This is a genomic window from Algihabitans albus, from assembly GCF_003572205.1.
GTDB lineage: Bacteria > Pseudomonadota > Alphaproteobacteria > Kiloniellales > DSM-21159 > Algihabitans > Algihabitans albus.
The window spans coordinates 928,643-945,633 of record NZ_QXNY01000002.1 but is presented as its reverse complement, the minus strand read 5'-3'; the positions used below and the strand labels follow the sequence as shown (position 1 = coordinate 945,633).

19 protein-coding genes, 1 tRNA gene and 1 pseudogene are annotated in these 16,991 nt (G+C 68.8%); 9 read left to right on the top strand and 12 right to left on the bottom strand.

Features of this window, described 5'->3' with window-relative positions; genetic code table 11:
- Both DBZ32_RS06015 and DBZ32_RS06010 read left to right on the top strand, forming a co-directional pair.
- Window positions 1–462, top strand: coding sequence for a DUF6691 family protein (locus DBZ32_RS06015; RefSeq protein WP_119166160.1), 462 nt, complete (start codon window positions 1–3; stop codon window positions 460–462).
- A gap of 95 nt (window positions 463–557) precedes the next feature.
- On the top strand, window positions 558–1,511 hold the full coding sequence (locus DBZ32_RS06010) for a heme-dependent oxidative N-demethylase family protein (RefSeq protein WP_119166159.1): 954 nt from the start codon (window positions 558–560) through the stop codon (window positions 1,509–1,511).
- A gap of 191 nt (window positions 1,512–1,702) precedes the next feature.
- On the opposite strand, the gene DBZ32_RS06005 is transcribed toward DBZ32_RS06010, so the two are convergent.
- The 9 genes and pseudogenes from DBZ32_RS06005 to DBZ32_RS05965 form a co-directional block, all read right to left on the bottom strand.
- Window positions 1,703–2,404, bottom strand: coding sequence for a tetratricopeptide repeat protein (locus DBZ32_RS06005; protein ID WP_119166158.1), 702 nt, complete (start codon window positions 2,402–2,404; stop codon window positions 1,703–1,705).
- Complete coding sequence (locus tag DBZ32_RS06000) at window positions 2,385–2,600, bottom strand: hypothetical protein (RefSeq protein ID WP_162906592.1); 216 nt, start codon at window positions 2,598–2,600, stop codon at window positions 2,385–2,387. Before DBZ32_RS06000 ends, DBZ32_RS06005 begins: the two co-directional genes overlap by 20 nt.
- A gap of 106 nt (window positions 2,601–2,706) precedes the next feature.
- Window positions 2,707–3,708, bottom strand: coding sequence for an acrylyl-CoA reductase (NADPH) (gene acuI / locus DBZ32_RS05995; protein ID WP_119166156.1), 1,002 nt, complete (start codon window positions 3,706–3,708; stop codon window positions 2,707–2,709).
- A 94-nt stretch (window positions 3,709–3,802) separates the two neighbouring features.
- A complete protein-coding gene (locus tag DBZ32_RS05990) occupies window positions 3,803–4,210 on the bottom strand; it encodes a PPC domain-containing DNA-binding protein (protein WP_119166155.1) in 408 nt (135 codons plus the stop codon).
- Window positions 4,207–4,728: a PCC domain-containing protein gene (locus tag DBZ32_RS05985; RefSeq protein ID WP_119166154.1), complete on the bottom strand. Its 522-nt coding sequence runs from the start codon at window positions 4,726–4,728 to the stop codon at window positions 4,207–4,209. Before DBZ32_RS05985 ends, DBZ32_RS05990 begins: the two co-directional genes overlap by 4 nt.
- Window positions 4,725–6,308, bottom strand: a pseudogene (locus DBZ32_RS05980) (acyl-CoA synthetase); the annotation flags it as partial. The pseudogene DBZ32_RS05980 and the gene DBZ32_RS05985, both read right to left, overlap by 4 nt.
- Before the next feature lie 148 nt (window positions 6,309–6,456).
- Window positions 6,457–7,623 carry an acetyl-CoA acetyltransferase gene (locus DBZ32_RS05975; protein WP_119166152.1) on the bottom strand — a complete coding sequence of 389 codons (1,167 nt, stop codon included), beginning with the start codon at window positions 7,621–7,623 and terminating at the stop codon, window positions 6,457–6,459.
- A gap of 117 nt (window positions 7,624–7,740) precedes the next feature.
- Window positions 7,741–8,163, bottom strand: coding sequence for a VOC family protein (locus DBZ32_RS05970; RefSeq protein ID WP_162906591.1), 423 nt, complete (start codon window positions 8,161–8,163; stop codon window positions 7,741–7,743).
- 105 nt (window positions 8,164–8,268) lie between these two features.
- The gene (locus DBZ32_RS05965; protein WP_119166150.1) at window positions 8,269–9,315 is read right to left on the bottom strand and encodes a glycosyltransferase; all 1,047 of its coding nucleotides are present in this window, start codon (window positions 9,313–9,315) and stop codon (window positions 8,269–8,271) included.
- 261 nt (window positions 9,316–9,576) lie between these two features.
- Here DBZ32_RS05965 and DBZ32_RS05960 point away from each other — a divergent pair, with 261 nt between their 5' ends.
- A complete protein-coding gene (locus tag DBZ32_RS05960) occupies window positions 9,577–10,506 on the top strand; it encodes a glycosyltransferase family 9 protein (RefSeq protein ID WP_235830058.1) in 930 nt (309 codons plus the stop codon).
- Here DBZ32_RS05960 and DBZ32_RS05955 read toward each other — a convergent pair.
- Window positions 10,435–11,397, bottom strand: coding sequence for a glycosyltransferase family 9 protein (locus DBZ32_RS05955; protein WP_162906590.1), 963 nt, complete (start codon window positions 11,395–11,397; stop codon window positions 10,435–10,437). The two genes, DBZ32_RS05960 and DBZ32_RS05955, sit on opposite strands and share 72 nt — an antisense overlap.
- Window positions 11,398–11,490: 93 nt before the next feature.
- Between DBZ32_RS05955 and ygfZ the strand changes: the two genes are divergently transcribed.
- Window positions 11,491–12,387, top strand: a complete 897-nt coding sequence (gene ygfZ, locus DBZ32_RS05950) for a CAF17-like 4Fe-4S cluster assembly/insertion protein YgfZ (protein ID WP_119166147.1) — start codon at window positions 11,491–11,493, stop codon at window positions 12,385–12,387.
- Here ygfZ and DBZ32_RS05945 read toward each other — a convergent pair.
- Complete coding sequence (locus tag DBZ32_RS05945; protein WP_328587475.1) at window positions 12,384–13,430, bottom strand: ArgK/MeaB family GTPase; 1,047 nt, start codon at window positions 13,428–13,430, stop codon at window positions 12,384–12,386. The two genes, ygfZ and DBZ32_RS05945, sit on opposite strands and share 4 nt — an antisense overlap.
- Here DBZ32_RS05945 and DBZ32_RS05940 point away from each other — a divergent pair.
- Together DBZ32_RS05940 and DBZ32_RS05935 are read left to right on the top strand one after the other, a co-directional pair.
- The gene (locus DBZ32_RS05940) at window positions 13,429–13,677 is read left to right on the top strand and encodes a hypothetical protein (protein ID WP_162906589.1); all 249 of its coding nucleotides are present in this window, start codon (window positions 13,429–13,431) and stop codon (window positions 13,675–13,677) included. The two genes, DBZ32_RS05945 and DBZ32_RS05940, sit on opposite strands and share 2 nt — an antisense overlap.
- 20 nt (window positions 13,678–13,697) lie before the next feature.
- Window positions 13,698–14,585, top strand: coding sequence for a class I SAM-dependent methyltransferase (locus tag DBZ32_RS05935; protein ID WP_208539109.1), 888 nt, complete (start codon window positions 13,698–13,700; stop codon window positions 14,583–14,585).
- 33 nt (window positions 14,586–14,618) lie between these two features.
- Here DBZ32_RS05935 and DBZ32_RS05930 read toward each other — a convergent pair whose 3' ends face one another.
- Window positions 14,619–15,932 (bottom strand): S8 family serine peptidase, encoded by a 1,314-nt coding sequence (locus DBZ32_RS05930; protein WP_119166144.1) that lies wholly within the window; start codon window positions 15,930–15,932, stop codon window positions 14,619–14,621.
- Window positions 15,933–16,177: 245 nt separating this feature from the next.
- On the opposite strand from DBZ32_RS05930, the gene DBZ32_RS05925 reads away from it, so the two are divergent.
- From DBZ32_RS05925 to DBZ32_RS05920, 3 genes are all read left to right on the top strand, one after another.
- Window positions 16,178–16,253 (top strand) — tRNA-Phe (locus tag DBZ32_RS05925).
- A 199-nt stretch (window positions 16,254–16,452) separates the two neighbouring features.
- A complete protein-coding gene (locus DBZ32_RS22020) occupies window positions 16,453–16,596 on the top strand; it encodes a hypothetical protein (RefSeq protein WP_162906588.1) in 144 nt (47 codons plus the stop codon).
- An 81-nt stretch (window positions 16,597–16,677) separates the two neighbouring features.
- Window positions 16,678–16,944 carry a hypothetical protein gene (locus DBZ32_RS05920; protein WP_119166143.1) on the top strand — a complete coding sequence of 89 codons (267 nt, stop codon included), beginning with the start codon at window positions 16,678–16,680 and terminating at the stop codon, window positions 16,942–16,944.
- The last annotated feature ends 47 nt before the right edge of the window (window positions 16,945–16,991 follow it).

Below are 16,991 nucleotides of genomic sequence, written 5' to 3'. Positions count from 1 at the left end.
ATGTCCGCTCCAGCCGCGCCCGCGCCCCGCATCGCCGACAGAGTCAAGACCAACGCCGTGGCGCTGCTGGCCGGTCTGCTGTTCGGCGCCGGCCTGACGGTGTCTCGGATGATCGACCCGGCGAAGGTCATCGGCTTTCTGGACGTCTTCGGACGCTGGGATCCCTCGCTGGCTCTGGTGATGGCCGCGGCGGTGACCGTCACCTTTCTGGGTTTTCGGTTGGCCGGGGCGCAGGGGCGGCCCTGGCTGGCGCCCAAGACCTCCGGGCCCGCCAGGCAAGGCCTGGACCGGCGTCTGATCGGCGGCGCCCTGCTTTTCGGTCTCGGCTGGGGCCTGGCCGGTTACTGCCCCGGCCCGGCCGTCGCGGGCCTCGCCCTGGCTGAACTGCCGACGGTGATCTTCGTGGCCGCCATGCTGGCTGGGATGCTCTTGTACCATCTCACCTTGGAAGAACGCCGCTGACCGGCTCGAACCGGGGCGGCTCTTGGCAGGAGCGGGGCGGGCGCGGCAGACTGCTCTCGCCATGATCCCGACGACATCTTAGCCCTGCCAGCATCATGACTTTGCCCGCGCCTCAGCCGGAGACCGAGAGAGCGTCTGCCTTCGCCTATACGCCCTTCGACGGCGGCCCCTACCGGCTTGCGATGGGACTGCTGGCCCTGAAACCCGAAGCCTGGATCGAGATCGACCGGCACTACGACAGCTATCTGGCGGAAAAGCAGCGGCTTCTCGCGGAACGCTCCACAGAGGTTTTCGCGGCTCTGCCCGAGGCGGCTGCGGCAAGCCGCGAGCTTCGCGACCGGCTGGCCGCACACCTGACCCGCATTTTTCCCGAACGCTTCCGTCAGGAGGGGCGCGTCCTCACGAACCTGGCGCGCAATCGGCGCTTCGACCTGGACGGCAAGCTCCATCCGCTGGATCTGGCCGGCCGTCTGGTGCAGGAGGACCTCTGCCTGATGCAGGCAGGTCCCGAAGGCTACCGCCTGACCGCCGCGTCGCTCTGCTTTCCCACCCGCTGGCGGCTGCGCGACAAGCTCGGTCACCCCATGGGGCGGATCCATGGGCCGGTGCCTTTCTACGGCGAAAAGCTGGAGCGCCCGGTCGACCGCTTTTTCGAACGCATGAAGGCCGACAAGCCTGTCTGGCGGCTCAACTGGTCGCTGACCGACGATCCGGCGCTGTTCCAGCCGACCGGCCACAGCCGGCCGGACGTCGACCTTGGCATAACGGCGGAAAACGTCGGCGCGCGCGTGTTCTTCCGTGTCGAGCGCCAGACTTTGTGCCGGCTGCCGATCAGCGGGGCGATCTGTTTCGGCATTCGCATCCATCAGAATCCGCTGTCCGACGTCGAACGCGAACCGGGCCTGGCCGCACGTCTGGCCGCCGCCCTGCGGCAGCTTCCCGAGGAGGTGCTCTCCTACAAGTCGGTCACAGTCTTTCATGCGCCACTGCTGAGCTACCTCGACCGGGTCGCTGCGGGCGATTGGAGAAGTCCCTGCGGTAAAACATGAATAAATATGGTTAATAAATTGAAAAATATGAAGAAATATGGGTTTTACAAAAATCGTTCAACTACGGTTACCTCCGGCAAAGTCCGCTTTGATCGAGACGCGCGATTTTGTGGATAAGCTTCGGGAAAACTCGTTTTTCTGTGGAAAACATCGAAAACGATTGACCGGCGTCTTCACTCAATCGCGATCCTTCAGCCGCCACCCAGCGGCGGGAGAACGAGAGCTTCGGCCTCGGACAGGGCCTCCGACCCCAGGAGGTCGCCCAGACGGTCGCGCTGCGCCGCGGCGCCGGGCACCTCGGCTCGCGCCGCCGCCGCCAACCACCCGTAGGCGACGAGCGGATCGCCGCCGCCGCTGAGCTGAAGGATGCCGAGGTTGAGCGCCGCCTTGGCGAGACCTTGGCGCCAGGCCTGCTCATAGAGTTCTGCCGCCTTAGTGCGATCCCGGCGAAGGCCTTGCCCGGTCTCGGCCATGACGGCGAGGTTGAAGCTGGCGGCACCCACGCCTGCATCGGCCGCCGCACGATAGAGCGCGGCGGCGCGTGGCTGGTCCGGCGCTCCGAGCAGGCCGGTCTGCCAGGCCTGCGCGGTCTTGAAGAGCGCCAGCGGATGGCCTTGCTCGGCTGCTGCCGCATACCATCTGGCGGCCTCCGCAGGATCGGCTGCGGTTCCGATGCCCTCTTCGTGCATCTGAGCGGCCCGAAGCTGGGCCGACAGATCGCCTTGCGCGGCGCGCTGTTCGTACCAGCTTACGCCCAGCCGCTGGTCCCAGGGGAGCGCATCCCAAAGAGGGTCGCGCGCCTCCGCAGGGGCGATACAGACAAGGCCGGCGATTGCGATAAGAAGAGCCGGAAAGGAACGGGCTACGGGCCAGTTAGTCGACCGAGACGGCATCGAACCACCCGACTCTTCGCGGCTCCGCGCCCGCTTGCGGCGTGGTGAAGCAGTCGGCCTGGGCCAACGTCCGGTAGCACCAGCGCTCGGCCTTTAGCTGGGCGAGCACTGCGTCCGGGTCCGGCGAGCGCGCGCAGCCGCTCAGCAAAATCGCGCCTGCCAGGCCCAATGAAACCCAGACGCCTCGCTTACTCACCTGCCACCCCACTACGACCGTTCCGTGAAAAGCATAGGCAGGGATCGGCCGCCGCGCCAGCGGCTAGAGTTCTTGCGCCAGCGTCTCGAGTTTCCGCGCCAGCGTCTCAAGCTTTGAGGTCGACGACGACCCGCCCGCGCACCTTGCCCTGAAGGATATCTCCGGCGAGACGCGGCAGGTCGGCGAGAGTGGCGTCCACTTCCATCTCCGCCAGCTTGTCGAGCGGCAGCTCCTCGGCCAGCCGCTGCCAGGCGGTCGTACGTTGCGCCTTCGGACACATCACGGAATCGATGCCGAGCAGGTTCACGCCGCGCAGTAGGAAGGGGATCACGGTGGTGTTCAACTCATTGCCGCCGGCCAGACCGACTGCGGCCACCGAGCCGCGGTACTGCATCTGGGTCAAGACGCGCGCCAGCATGGGACCGCCGACGGCGTCGATACAGCCGGCCCAGCGCTCCTTGTCCAGCGGTCGGCTTGGTGGATCCGCCAGTTCGGCCCGCGTCACGATTTCGCCGGCGCCCAGATCGGTCAGGTAGGCCTCCGCCTCCGGCCGTCCGGTCACGGCAGCCACCTGGTAGCCTAGCTTGGCGAGGATCGCGACGGCGACCGAACCGACGCCTCCGGCCGCGCCGGTGACCAGGACCGGACCGCTCTCGGGCCGAACGCCGTGGGCCTGAAGGGCCATGACGGACAGCATGGAGGTATAGCCGGCGGTGCCGATCGCCATGGCCTGGCGTGTCGTCAGGCCGGCGGGCAGGGGTACCAGCCAGTCGCCCTTGACCCGCGCCTTCTGGGCGTAACCGCCCCAATACAGCTCGCCGACGCGCCAGCCGTTCAGGACCACGCGGTCGCCGGCTTTGAAATCGGCGTGGCTGCTGTCCGCGACGGTGCCGGCGAAGTCCACGCCGGGGATATGCGGATAGCTGCGCACCAGCCGGCCCAGGCCCTTGAGGACCAGACCGTCCTTGTAGTTCAGCGTCGAGTAGTCGACCTCGACCAGCACGTCGCCCTCGGGCAGGCGTTCGGCCAGGCGCTCGGTCTCCAACTCCTCGAAGCGGCTCTCGACCTTGCCGTCTTCGGACTCGTGCAGCATCAGCGCTTGAAACATCTACGTCTCCATGAGGGTGCGGCTGAGGGACGATGCCGCCGGGTCGCTAGGACGTAAGTCCTGCTCATTCCTATGCTTGGAGCGCGATCGCGCTCTAGTCGGGGACCCACTCCTGCAGCACCAGTTCCAGGGTGATGCAGATCGGGTTGGCGCCGCGCAGGAACGTGCCGCCGTAGACCTTGGCGTTGCAGTCGGAAATCGTGCCCTGCAGCAGGGCGCGGGGCATGCCGTCCTCGTCCGGCCGCAGCTCGCCGGCGAGGGTCAGGATCTCTATGCCCGGGCCCTCGACCGTGATGATCGAGGCTTCGTCGCCTTCACCGTAGCCCAGGGCCGCGTCGACCAGACTGCCGACCGCCGCGCGAACCACGCCGCAGGCGATGCCGGCTTCCGCCGCAGCGCTCTCGATCCCCCCGATCAGGTCCTGATTCGGCTTTAGACGGACAATGGCCAGGCGGCCGAACCGGCCTTCCTCGAACTCGGCTTCCACGCGTGAGTCGCTCATGCGGCTTGCTCTCCGGCAGGCTGGAAGATGTCGTAGTTGGTTTCCGCGTCGTAGGCGACCTGGAAGCCGGCGCCGCCGATGGCCGTGACCAGGGCCGTCACGCCGGCCGGGCCCAGTCTGCAGACCTTCGGCGGCAAGTGGCCGCCGTGGATGCGGCCTTCGCGGTCGACCACCACCGCATGGCAATGCAGCAGCGGTCTACCGGCGGCATCTCGGCCCAGGATGCAGTTGCCGCCGATCAGGCGCACCGGGCCGGCCAGTGGGGTCGGAGCCCCGTAGGTGGCGACCCGCTGGCCGCTGGCGTCGGGCTGACCGGTCAGGTACTGCATGGCCGAGAAGTCGCCGGCCAGAAGCTGCAGTCCGGCATCGGTGATTCCACGGGCGATCAAGGCGTCGGTCAGGCCGGTCAGCAGGTCGGCGCCCTCCGACAGCCGCAGGCGCAGGCTGCCGCCGGTCTCGAGCGACCGAACGATCCGGCGCGGTTCTTCGCCTTCGCCTGGGTGCTTGAGCTGTCTCACGGTCCCTTGCCCTCCTGCAGTTCGCCACGGCTGTAAAGCTCCTGCCGGATCAGGTGCTTCGGCACCTTGCCGTAGCCGGACTTCGGCAGCTCCGGCCAGAAGAAGACCCGCCGGGGCCACTTGTACTTTGCCAGCTTGCCGTCGAGGAAGGCGAGCAGCTTACCTTCGTCGGCCTGCTGTCCGTCTTCCAGCACGGCGACGGCGATACCGGACTCGCCCCATTTCGGATCGGGGACGCCGAGCACGGCGACCTCGCCCACGGCGGGATGGCTCAGCAGAACCTCCTCGGCCTCGCGCGGATAGACGTTGGAGCCGCCGGAGATATACATGTCCGAGGCGCGGCCGGTGATGAAGAGGAAGCCGCGCGCGTCCATGCGGCCCAGATCGCCGGTGTGGAACCAGCCGTCCCGCAGGGCCTTGGCGTTGGCCTCCTCGTTCTTGTAGTAGCCGCCGAAGACGGCCGGACCGCGCACGCAGATCTCGCCGTCCAGTCCGGGGCCGAGCCGACCGCCGTCGGGATCCTTGATCGCGATCTCCATCCCCGTGCGCGGATAGCCGCAGGAGCCGACGGGCATCTTGGCGTCGTCCCGGTCGTGCAACTCGCGCGGCAGCACGGTGATGTTCCCGGTCACCTCGCCGAGGCCGTAGTACTGCACGATCACCTTGCCGAGCTTGGACAAGGCCTCCTTCTGGTCCTCGCGGTACATCGGCGCGCCGGCGTAGATGACGTATTTCAGGCTGGAGTGATCGTAGCGATCGACCGCCTCGTGCCGCACCAGACGGGTCAGGATCGTCGGCACGGTGAAGAGGTTGGTGACCCGGTGCTCCTCGACCAGACGCCAGCATTCGGCTTCGTCGAAGGCCGTCGTGCCGGGAATCACCGAGCAGGCACCGCGCGCGACCTGGGGCAGGGCATGGGCGCCGGCGCCGTGGCTGAGGGGCGCCACCACCAGCGAGACGTCCTGCGGCCCGGTGTCGGGCATCAGGTCGGCGATGTGGTTGGTGACCACGAAGGCCATTTGCCCATGAGTCAGCACAGCGCCCTTGGGCTTGCCCGTGGTGCCCGAGGTGTAGAAGAACCAGCAGGGATCGTTGTGCGAGACCTCGGCCTCGAAACCCGGCGCGCCCTGCTGCTCGGCGATCAGCGCCTCGTAAGCTTCCTCGCCTGGGCGCGGCTGGCCGATGGCGATCCGCCGCTCCAGTCCGGTGGCATCCGCATGCTCGGGAAAGACGTCCTCGTAGATCAGCGCCCTGGCGTCGCTGTTGCCGGCGAGGTAGGCGACCTCCGTGGGCGTCAGGCGTACGTTGGTGGGAACCCAGACGGCGCCGAGCTTGAAGGCGGCCCACTGGCTCTCGAAGAGCTGGTTGCAGTTGCGCGCGTGTACCAGCAGCTTGTCGCCCTTGCCGAGTCCGCGCGCGGCCAGGGCGGCGACCAGCGCGTTGACCCGCGCGTCGATCTCGGCCCAGGTCCAGGTCTGTGCGCCCCAGACCAGTCCAGGGCTTTCGGGCAGCCGCCGCGCCACGTCGGACAGCAGCCGGCCCAGATTCATTACGTCACCCATCCGGCGTTTCGCCGCTCCCTCATCGTTTCTTGCTTTGCCTGTGTCTTAGCATCGGGGCGATGCGGCGTCACGGGGCAGGGTCGTAACGGCAAACGGCAGAGTGCGAGGCACTCTGCCGTTTGCGGAAGTCTGCGAAGACCCTGTTCGTCTGCCTGGGGAGACGCCGCTACTTCAGCGGCTCCAGAATCGAGACATAGTTGGCGACGGCGGCGCCGCCCATGTTGAAGATACCGGCCAGGTCCGCTCCCTCGATCTGCATGTCGCCCGCGACGCCGGTGAGCTGCATGGCGCAGAGCGCATGCATCGACACGCCGGTGGCGCCGATCGGGTGGCCCTTGGACTTCAGACCGCCGGAGGGATTGATGGGCAGCTTTCCGTCCTTCCGGGTCCAGCCTTCCAGGGCCGCTTTCGCGCCCTGGCCCCGCGGCGTCAGGCCCATGGCCTCGTATTCCAGCAGCTCGGCGATGGTGAAGCAGTCGTGGGTCTCGACCAGCTTCAGGTCTTCCAGCTTGGTGCCGGCGGCGGCATGGGCGCGGTTCCAGGCTTCGCTGCAGCCCTCGAATTTGACGATGTCGCGCTTGGACAGCGGCAGGTAGTCGTTGACCTGCACGTTGGCGCGGAAGCGCACGGCCTTACCCAGGCCGCTCGCCGTCTCCTCGTCGGTCAGAACGATGGCGGCGGCGCCGTCGGAGACCAGGGAGCAATCGGTGCGCTTCAGAGGGCCGGCGACATAGGGATTCTTGTCGCTGACGCTGCGGCAGAAGTCGTAGCCCAGGTCCTTGCGCATCTGGGCGTAGGGATTCGCGACGCCGTTGGCGTGATTCTTGGCGGCGATCGCGGCCAGGGCTTCGGACTGGTCGCCATGGCGCTGGAAGTACTGGTTGGCGATGACGCCGAAGACGCCGGCGAAGCCGCCCTCGATCTCGCTCTCTTCCTTGACGTAGGAGGCCTTGAGTAGGGTCTGGCCGATTTCCGCGCCGGAGATGCCGGTCATCTTTTCGACGCCGACCACCAGGACGAAGCGGCCCTCCTTGGCGGCGAGTGTCTTGAGGCCCTGGCGGATGGCGGCGGAGCCGGTGGCGCAGGCGTTTTCGACCCGGGTCGCCGGCTTGAATCGGAAGGCGTCCGACGTCTGCAGAACCAGCGAGGCGGGGAAGCCCTGGGGCGAGAAGTTCTCGCCGTAAGTGCCCAGGACGATCTCATCGATGTCCGCAGGCTCCAGGCCGGCATCTTCGACCGCCTGGATCGCCACCTGGGCGATCAGGGATTCGACGTCGTCCTCGGCATGCTTGCCGAACGGCGTATGGGCCCAACCGACGATGCAGCCGCTCATGGCGCGTCTCCTCCAGCGATGTTTTGCTCTCGTTTGTGGCTGCAGATATAGCCGGTCGCGGGGCGCGCTACCAGTGTGCGCCCGGCATAACTCCCCTGAAACCGAGGCTGCCTGGCTTCAATCGTCGTCCTCGTCCTCGAGGGTTCTTTCTTCCTGAGGGCCGAGCAGGCTGGCGCAGGCCAGTTCGTAGCCGTCCGGGTCGCGCAGGGTGAATTCGGCGACGCCGTAGGTCTGCTCTTCCAGCGGCCCCGGCGCGTAGCCACGTTCGGCCAGCTCCTCGTGGGCCGCCTGAGCGTCGGGGACATAGAAGTAAAGCAGGGTGTCTCCATAGCTCGGACGCTGGCGCCTGGCGTTGCTGTCGGCAGCGTCCGGGCGGTTGAGCATCAGCGCGATCTCGCCATGGCGGATCAGCGCCCAGATCGGCTTGCCCTGCAGGTCGTGCCGGTTCTCGACCGTAAAGCCGAGGGCGTTGCGATAGAAGTCCAGACTCACATCCAGATCTTCTACATTAATCAAGGGAATCAAGCGATTGAGAATCATGATTTTTCCTCCTCCAGCGTGACCGTTCGGCTGGGGCGCTTTCCGGGATGTCCGAGGCGGATGCATAGGGGAGGGAGACCGGCCGGGGCAATCCCATAAAAGAGATCAGACCCGGATGTCCGTGCCGGCATCGCCGGGCTTGCGGCCCGGCGGGGGCCCGGCCAGGACTTCCAAGGTGAGCTGCCAGCGCTCGGTGGCCTTGGCGGCGCCGTAGCCTTGCTCGTAGGCCGTACGGCCGGCGGCCGCGAGCCGATCGGCCTGCAGCGGGTCCATCAGCAGTTTATCGACGGCCAGGGCCAGGGCACGGGGGTCGTCGGGTGCGACCAGCAGCCCGTCCCGGTCGTGGCCGATCAGGGCCGCCGGACCGGGAGCCGCCAGCGCGATGGTCGCGCGCGCGGCCGCCCAGCAAGCGACGACCGGCAGGCCGATGGGGTCGTCCTGCCGGGCGATGACGGCCAGGTCGGCGGCGGTCACCGCCGCTTCCGCGTCGTCGACCAGCCGCACCCGGTTGGTCAGGCCGGCCTGGCGGATCGCCTTTTTCAGGCGTTTCGTCTTGCGGCCGCAGGGCAGCAGCCAGAGCCAGACATCGGGCAGTTCCGTCCAGGCGTCGAGCAGCAGCGCGGTCCCGGAGCGGTCGCGGGCCGGGACGGCGACCAGGTCCACGCCCTCCGGCGTGTCCCAGCGCTGGCGCAGGAGCGGATCGGCAGGTACGCCGACCGCCGGCTCCGGCACGACAGGCGCCAGCAGCCCGACCTCGTCCGCTGGCCAGCCTTGTTCGCGCGCGTAGTCGACCAGGTCCTGCGTCGGTGCGACCAGACGTTTGGCACCGGCGTGGGCGAAGGGCGCGATTTCCTCGTAGCTCAAGAGAATGCCGAGGCGGACCGCCTTGCTGCCGGCTGCGCGCGGCCGGTCCAGCGCACGGGCGGCCTCGGCGCCCCAGATCAGCAGGAGGTCGGGCCGGACGATGGCCAGCTCATCGGCGATCCGCCGGCGCGTGACCAGGTCGAGAAAGCTGCGGTAGGGGGCCGTGCGCTGCCCCACGCCGCTGTCGGACAGAGCCTGAGTCCAGTCCGCGGACACCACGGCGCGCTGCACGAAGGGCGGCGCCGACTCGTCGCTGGCCATGCCGGCCAGTGCGCTCAGCAGCGCCACGACGGTCTCTCCCTGAGGGGAGGCGGCGGGGGCGGCACAGAGATGCAGGCAACGCAGCAGAGGACTCTCCCGTTCGGCTTACCGGTGCCGCAGTCTGTGTCGAACAAGGTTTCCGGAACGTTGAGGTGCGTGCAGGCCCGGCGGAGCTCTGCTATCCAAGGTCCCGCCATGCCCCCGTCCGCCTCGACCGCAAACCCAGCCTCTTCGACGGCAGCCTCGGCAACTGTAGCCTCGGCGCCCGCCCCGCTCACCCGGATTCTGGTGATCAAGCTGAGCGCTTTCGGAGATTTCATTCTTTCCCTGCCGGCGCTGCAGGCGATCCGCAGCGCGCATCCGCGGGCCGAGATCACGCTGCTGACCACGGCGCCCTATCTCGGCCTTGCCGAGGCCAGCGGTCTGTTCGACCGGATCTGGACCGACAGGCGGCCCTCGGTCTGGCGGATCTGTGCCTGGGCCGGACTGCGGGCGCGCTTGCGCACGGCCGGTTTCGAGCGGGTCTACGACCTGCAGCGCAACGACCGCACGGCGCTCTACTTTCGCCTGATCGGCCGGCCCAAGCCGGAGTGGGTCGGGATCGTGCAGGGGGCGAGTCACCGCTACGGCGCCATGAACGAGACGCGCCACATCGCGGAGCGGGAGCGCGATCAGTTGGCGGTCGCCGATGTCGCCGTGCCGGAGCGGGCCGACCTCGCCTTTCTCGACGGCGATCTCACGTCCTTCGATCTGCCGGCCCGTTTCGCACTTCTGGTGCCCGGTTGCGCGCCGAAGCGTCCGGAGAAGCGCTGGCCCGCCGAGCGCTACGGTGCCCTGGCGGCGGTCCTGGCCGAGCGCGGCCTCCGGCCGGTGCTGCTCGGGACCGCGGCCGAGGCGGCGGCGCTGGATCGCGTGGCGGCGCTCTGCCCGCCGGCGCTCGATCTGCGCGCGCGCACCTCGATCGGACAGATCGCCGCCTTGGCCCGGCGCGCCGAGCTGGCGGTCGGCAACGATACCGGGCCGATGCACGTGATCGCCGCCGTCGGCTGCCCGACCTTATCGCTTTTTTCCGGCGCCTCGCAGCCCGTGAAGATCGCGCCGCGCGGCCCCTCCACGGCTTGGCTGCAGCGCCCGGAGCTTGAGGCGCTAGAGCTTGCGGACGTTCTGGAAGCGCTGCAGCAGGTCGGTCCCGGCCTCGACCACCGGGCCGACCTCTAGGCCGTCCATGGCCTCCTCCGCTCCGGCGGGATCGATGCCGGCGCGGCTTTCGGGCGTTCGCACCACCGCCGTCTGCGGCCCCCAGGGGGCGATGCGCAGTTCGTCGCTCGGGCCGAGGAGGCCGAGGGTTGGACAGCCAGCGGCGGCGGCCAGGTGCAGGAAGCCGGAGGCGTTGCCCAGATAGAGGTCGCAGCGCTGCAGCGCCGCCGCCAGCACCGGCAGCGGGGCACGGCCGACCCAGTCGAGCCGCCGCGCGCGCGGCAACCGGGCCAAGAGGGGATTGGCCAGTACCCGCTCGTGCTTCGCCGCGACCACGGCGATGCGCGCGCCGGGGAGTGGGCCGTCCGGGGCCGTAAGGGTCAAGGCCGCCTCGGCGAAGCGTTCGACCGGCCAGGTCGCCTTGGCTCCCTCGGCTGTCGGGCCGACCGCCAGGACAGGAGAGCCGCCGGAGGTGTCGGCGTCGGACAAAAGGCGCAGCGCGGCCCGGTGGTGCGCCTCGGCGAACCAAAGCCGGAGACGCTCGGGCGGCGGCGCTCCCAAGAGCGCGGCCAGTTCCGTCACCAGGTGGCGGTCCGGAGATCCGCGTCCCGCCGCGAGGCGCCGCCGCGTCGGAAGAAAGTACCGCAGGATCGCGCCGCGCAGATCGGCCACCAGCGACCAGGGGGTCTTGACGGTCCTCAGCCAAAGCGTCAGCCAATCCCGGCCCTTCGCTTGCGGCTCCAGAAGATGAATGCGTTCGAGCCGCGGCATGGCGCCGTAGAGGGGTGCCACCGCCCGACTGGCCACCAGAGTGAAGCGCGCCGCCGGATACCGATCCAGGAGCTGGGCCAGACAGCCGCCCGCCAGCACCGCGTCGCCGAGTTGTGTCGGGAGAACGACCAGAATCCGCATGTAGCGGGCTGTATGGCAGGCCCTGTCTCGCTTGCCAAGCTGCCTCCGGTTGCCCATCTGCGGGAAGGTGAAACAGGCGAGGAAAAAGCGATCATGAGCAAGCTGTCGGCGCACATCATGGAGCAGCGCGGCCTCCTGCAGGCCAGCGGCGCGGACGCCCGCAGTTTCCTCCAGGGCATCGTCTCCAACGATGTCGAGCGGGTCGCGCCCGAACGGGCGATCTGGGCCGCCTTCCTAACGCCCCAGGGCAAGTACCTGCACGATTTCCTGATAGCCGAAGGCCCCGAGGGTGTCCTGCTGCTCGACTGCGAGGGCGAGCGCCGGAGCGACCTGCTCAAGCGCCTGAAGCTCTACAAGCTGCGCAGCAAGGTGCAGCTGTCCGACCGGACGGAAGACCTGATCAGCCTGGTGCTCTGGGGCGAAGGCGCCCCGGCGGCCGCGGGCCTGCCGGCCGACCCCGGGGCGGCCAGGCCCTTTCACGGCGGCAGCCTCTTCGTCGATCCGCGCCGGGCGGAACTGGGCTTGCGTGCGCTGATCCCGCGTTCGGCGCTGACGGCGGCCCTGGCCGAGCTGGATGCCGAGCCGGTCGGCCTCGGCGTCTGGGAGCGAACGAGGATCGCTGCCGGTGTGCCGGACGGTAGCCGCGATATGCAGGTGGACAAGGCGATCCTGCTGGAGAACGGCTTCGACGAGTTGGGCGGCGTCGACTGGACCAAAGGCTGCTACATGGGGCAGGAGCTGACGGCTCGCACCAAGTATCGCGGCCTGATCAAGAAACGTCTGCTGCCGGTGGAAATCGCCGGACCGCCGCCGGAGCCCGGCACGCCGGTGACCAAGAACGGCAAGGAGGTCGGCGAGCTTCGCTCGGTCGCCGACGGCTTGGGCCTCGCACTGCTTCGCCTAACCGCGCTGGACAATCTGGCGCCGGACACCCTGCTCGCCGGCGAGGCCAAGCTCACGCCGAAAAAGCCCGACTGGGCGGCTTTCTAGCCTAACCCCAAGCGCGTCGTCAGCGCCTGTCCGAGTTCGGCCAGACGGGTGAAGGAGGAGGCGCCCGGCGGTAGGGTCAGGTCCCCCGCCGCCTTCAGGCCGGCGGTTCCGAAGCGCTCCCGCAGAGCCTCCACCAGCCAGCCTTCGGCCTGAGCGCGGCGGCGGCGCGTCAGACGGTCCGTCTCCGTCAGCCAGGCGTGGTGACGCTCGAGGGCTGCGATCAGCTCGGGCAGACCCTCGCGGGTCTCCGCGGAGACGGCACGGGCCTCGACGGTCCAGCCGTCCTCCGCCTCGCTGAGACCGAGCGCGCCGCGCAGGTCGGCCAGGGCCCGCCGGGCCGGCGGGCCGGTGTCCGCCTTGGTCACCACGGCCAGATGCGGAACCTCGACGATCCCGGCCTTCATGAACTGCAGGGAGTCGCCGCTGCCGGGCTGGACGCAGAAGACCACCGTATCGACCACGCCCGCAACGTCGGTCTCGGACTGGCCGACCCCGACCGTTTCGATCAGTACCCGGTCGAAGAGGGCGCGCATCAGCACCATGGCGGCTACGGTCTGATCGGCCAGTCCGCCCAGCCGGTCGCGCGCCGCCATGGAGCGGATGAAGAGGCCGGCATCGCCGCCGTTGCTCGCTAGCCGCACCCGATCGCCCAGCAGGGCCCCGCCCGAGCGTTTGGAGGAAGGATCGACCGCGATCACTCCCACCGTAAGGCCGGCTTCGCGGTAGGCGCCGATCAACGCTCCGGTCAGTGTCGACTTGCCGACGCCGGGCGGGCCGGTAAGGCCGAGAGTCTGGCCAAGCGCGGCCGTTTCCGCTTCGGCCAGCAGGGCCAGGACGCCCGGTGACTCGGGCGCCCGTTCCAGGTACGCCAGCGCGCGGGCCAGGGCGGGCTTGCCGCCGCTCCTGAGCCGCGTGAGCGTGAGGTCGTCGCTGACGGTCTCGATCATGCGCCAGACAAAGCAGAGCCAGGGTCTCTCGGCAAGTCCGCTTCCGGCAGAGGCGGCTTTCTTCTCCGCCCTCGAGCCGCTACACCGCGCAGTCATGGATCGGACCCTCTTCTTCGGTGTCGTCGCCGCGTTGGGCCTGGCTGCCGCGTTGGCCGGCTGGGCCCTTGGCTGGCCCGGCCCCGCTCTGGTCGCCGCGGCTGGTGCCTGGGCGAGACTGCAGTTTCGGCTCGGTGAGGTGGCGGGCCAAGCGCAGGCCCCGCCCGACACCTTGACGGCGGCCCTGCCCTGGGGATCTGCGCTGGCCGCAATGGTGGCCATCGCCTGGATCTTCTTGGCGGGCTGAGCGCCGCACGGCATGCTGGGATGATGGAGACCCCTCGAAACCCAGAAGAGTCCAAGACCCCGGAGGCGGGAGCGGTCAGCGACACCGTCACCGACCACTACGCGCGCTCCGGCAGCCTGGCGCAGCGCATCCTCGATCTCGCCCATGGTTTGGCCGGCGGCGGCCCGACGGTCGACGACCTGGCGCCGCTCGACCAGTTCCACATGCGCGGAGAGGAAGCGACGGTCGAGTTCGCCGAGATGGTGGCGCCGCAAGCCGGCTGGTTCTGTGTCGACCTGGGCTGCGGGATCGGCGGGCCGGCCCGTTGGCTGGCCGCGCACTGCGGGGTCGAGGTGTTGGGCCTCGACCTGACCGAAAGTTACTGCCGGGATGCGGCGAGCCTGAGCCGGGCCATCGGCTTGTCGGACCGGGTGCGTTTTGCCTGCGCCGACGCAACCGGCCTGCCGCTGGCCGAAGATTCGCTGGATCTGGTCTGGACCCAGCATGCGGCCATGAACGTGCCGGACAAGAAAGCGCTTTACCGGGAGGTGGCCCGGGTCCTGAAGCGCGGCGGCCGGCTCGCGCTGCACGACATCATGGCTGGGCCGGAGGGACCGCCGCACTTCCCCGTGCCCTGGGCCGCGACTCCCGAGGGGTCTTTCCTGCTGCCCTCGGGCGAGATCCGGACTCTCCTGGCGGCGGCGGGGTTGGAAGAGCTGGTCTGGCACGACCACACCGCCGATGCGCTGGCCTGGATCCACCGGCGCCGGGCCGACCTCGAGGCCGGCGAGCCCCGCCCGCCGGGACCGCATCTCTTCCTCGGCGATGGTTTCAAGGAGATGGCCTCAAACCTCGGCCGCAACCTGGAGGAAGGACGCATCACGGTGCACATGGCGCTGCTGGAAAAAACCTCTGTCCCATATGCTTAGAAGAAAATTCCAACCTTATTTCTCAGCCCGTTCCTAGTCGACGGCGGGGTCGGGGATCCAACCGGCGGCGACCGCGGTCTTTTCGTAGGGCGAGGCGACGGCGCGGGCGAAGAGGGCGGCCTTGAGCGCCGCCGTGTCGAGATCCGGGTCGGCCGCCAGCAGCCGCGCGGCCAGAGCGGCGACGCGCGGCACGGCGTAGCTGGAGCCGGAGGCTCGGCCGGCGCCGCCGCGGAAGTCGACCACAGGCAGGTTCTCGGCCGGAACCATCAGGTCCACGCTCGCCGCCCCCCAATTGGAGCCCGGTGCCAGACGACCGAAGCCGTCGGCCGAGGTGACGACCACGAGGTTCGGCAGGTCCAGCGCGGCCGGCCAGAGCGGTTCGCGGTCGAGGTCGCGCCCGTCGTTGCCGGCCGAAACGATGGCCAGGAGCTGGGGGTGCGCCTCCAGAGCTTCGGCGAAGGTGCGCCAGTCGTCCGGATCGCGACTGCCGAGCGGCATCGCCAGAATGCGGGCTCCGGCGGCGGCGGCCCGTTCGATCAGCGGCCCGAGCCGGGTCATGTCCGGGCGCGGATAGCGGTAGGGGATCAAGGCGGCCGTCGGCGCCTCGCGGACCAGGACGGAGGCGACCGCGCTGCCGTGGCGGATCGGTTGGAACGCGCTGCGGCCGAAGTCGCCGTCATAGGGCAGGGGGTCGAGATCCCAGAAGTCGTAGCCCAAGGGCTGCCCTTCGGGATCGCGCGCCAGGCGGTCGCGGTAGAGCGGCAGGTCGTAGGCCAGACCGGAATCGACCAGCGCAACCCTCGGCCCGCCCGGATCGCGGCCCTCCGGCCAGGGCGCCTCCAGAATCTCGCGCCAACGAACGCTCTCCAGGTCGCCGTCGAGCTGGTCCAGCGCGGCCGGCCGGCCCTCGCGATGGATCAGCCGGCGTCCGGCAAAGACCTTGCAGTCGCCGCCGGCGACCGCCTGCAGCCGGGCTCGCGGCTGGCTCTCCTCCAAGCTATGGTACTCCGCCGTGAAGCGCCGGAGTTGCCCGCCGGGCTGCAGGCGCAGGAGGCGCAGCTCGCCCTGGCCCGGCAGCGCGAAGACCTGCTCGAGGGCGACGATCTGGCCGTCCGGCCCGCGGGCGTTCTCCTCCAGCAGCCAGGCGCCCGGGAGCTGCATCTCCGCCTCGACTCCCGACAGCGGGCCGACGCCGCAAAGCCGGTCGACGGCCAGCAGAAGCCAGCCGCGCGGCGTCGCCGGTTCGGTTGCTTGCAGCGGAGCCGACCAGAGCGCGGCCGACCAGAGCGCGGCGGCGACCAGCGGGAGCGCGCGCGCCTGGGTCCTACGGTACCGCAGGCCTGTCACGACGGCGTCAGGACGATGAGGGGTGCGACCATGGTGTCGGCAGCTTCGCCGGGAGCATGCCCGGCGTCAATTCGGTGACCCCGTCGGTGGCCCCGGATCGGAACGCCGGACCGCTGCCGTTCGGGGAATGCCGGGGCTCTAGACAGCGCCGGCCCGATTGCCTATACACGCTCCCTCGCTAGGCAGCGCGCCGGTTTCGTACCAACACCGAGCGCCCGATCTTCCTGAGAGATCCCGGCCCCGGCGCCCAGGTAGCTCAGTTGGTAGAGCATGCGACTGAAAATCGCAGTGTCGGTGGTTCGATTCCGCCCCTGGGCACCACCCTCTTGGGTAAGCACTTTACCTCTTGGCCGAGTAGCTTTTGCGCGCCAAACGTGTATACCGCTTGGCTTTCTTGGTCGTCTTCCATCCGGTGGATCGCGATCACCCGCACGACCCGACTACCGCAGAAAGTGGCCGGCGCTTCCGCACCCACCACTTGGGACACGCTTAGCCCCTCGTCGCCCCGCAAGATTTCGCGATGGCCGGTATCGATGTCGATCAAGCCGTCCTCATCGCTATGCGCGAAGACGGATGGCGTGTTCATGTCTGCCATGGCAGTGACCGCGTCGACGCGTATGGGCCGTTCGAGACAGACGCCGAAGCTGAGATTTTACCCGTCTAGCACGAAGAAGATCTATGTAATTCCCTTGTATACTCCCTCGGTGTATCCTGGACATCACAAGCCAGAATCCCGGGGGCAGTCGTGAAGTTCGATCTCAATCGTCCAGCCGTTACGATCCATCAGAACCGCGAGATCGGTATGGTCGCGAGAGTCCTGGACTCCGACGGCTCTGACCTCGCCGTTTGTACCGGCACCGGGTGCTGGGCCCGCGCCGAGTACATCGCTCTCGCCCTGCAGTTCGATGCGCTCTGCACGGCGCGCGGGTCGAACGGCAAAGAGGCCCTGGAAGAACTCACGACCGCCCTGATCGAGGCGTTGGGCAACATCGACCTAAAGCGCCAAGCCTGAAGACCGGCGTCAGAACCCCGCTCTCACGGACTCGTCCTGCAGGTCCG

Coding starts and splice junctions, on each gene's coding strand:
- acuI (WP_119166156.1), bottom strand. CDS start 3,708: ATGTTTCAAGCGCTGATGCTGCACGAGTCCGAAGACGGCAAGGTCGAG.
- DBZ32_RS05945 (WP_328587475.1), bottom strand. CDS start 13,430: ATGACTGCGCGGTGTAGCGGCTCGAGGGCGGAGAAGAAAGCCGCCTCT.
- DBZ32_RS22020 (WP_162906588.1), top strand. CDS start 16,453: ATGGCCGGTATCGATGTCGATCAAGCCGTCCTCATCGCTATGCGCGAA.
- DBZ32_RS05935 (WP_208539109.1), top strand. CDS start 13,698: ATGATGGAGACCCCTCGAAACCCAGAAGAGTCCAAGACCCCGGAGGCG.
- DBZ32_RS05990 (WP_119166155.1), bottom strand. CDS start 4,210: ATGAGCGACTCACGCGTGGAAGCCGAGTTCGAGGAAGGCCGGTTCGGC.
- DBZ32_RS05955 (WP_162906590.1), bottom strand. CDS start 11,397: ATGCGGATTCTGGTCGTTCTCCCGACACAACTCGGCGACGCGGTGCTG.
- DBZ32_RS06005 (WP_119166158.1), bottom strand. CDS start 2,404: ATGCCGTCTCGGTCGACTAACTGGCCCGTAGCCCGTTCCTTTCCGGCT.
- DBZ32_RS06010 (WP_119166159.1), top strand. CDS start 558: ATGACTTTGCCCGCGCCTCAGCCGGAGACCGAGAGAGCGTCTGCCTTC.
- DBZ32_RS05940 (WP_162906589.1), top strand. CDS start 13,429: ATGGATCGGACCCTCTTCTTCGGTGTCGTCGCCGCGTTGGGCCTGGCT.
- DBZ32_RS06015 (WP_119166160.1), top strand. CDS start 1: ATGTCCGCTCCAGCCGCGCCCGCGCCCCGCATCGCCGACAGAGTCAAG.
- DBZ32_RS05975 (WP_119166152.1), bottom strand. CDS start 7,623: ATGAGCGGCTGCATCGTCGGTTGGGCCCATACGCCGTTCGGCAAGCAT.
- ygfZ (WP_119166147.1), top strand. CDS start 11,491: ATGAGCAAGCTGTCGGCGCACATCATGGAGCAGCGCGGCCTCCTGCAG.
- DBZ32_RS05970 (WP_162906591.1), bottom strand. CDS start 8,163: ATGATTCTCAATCGCTTGATTCCCTTGATTAATGTAGAAGATCTGGAT.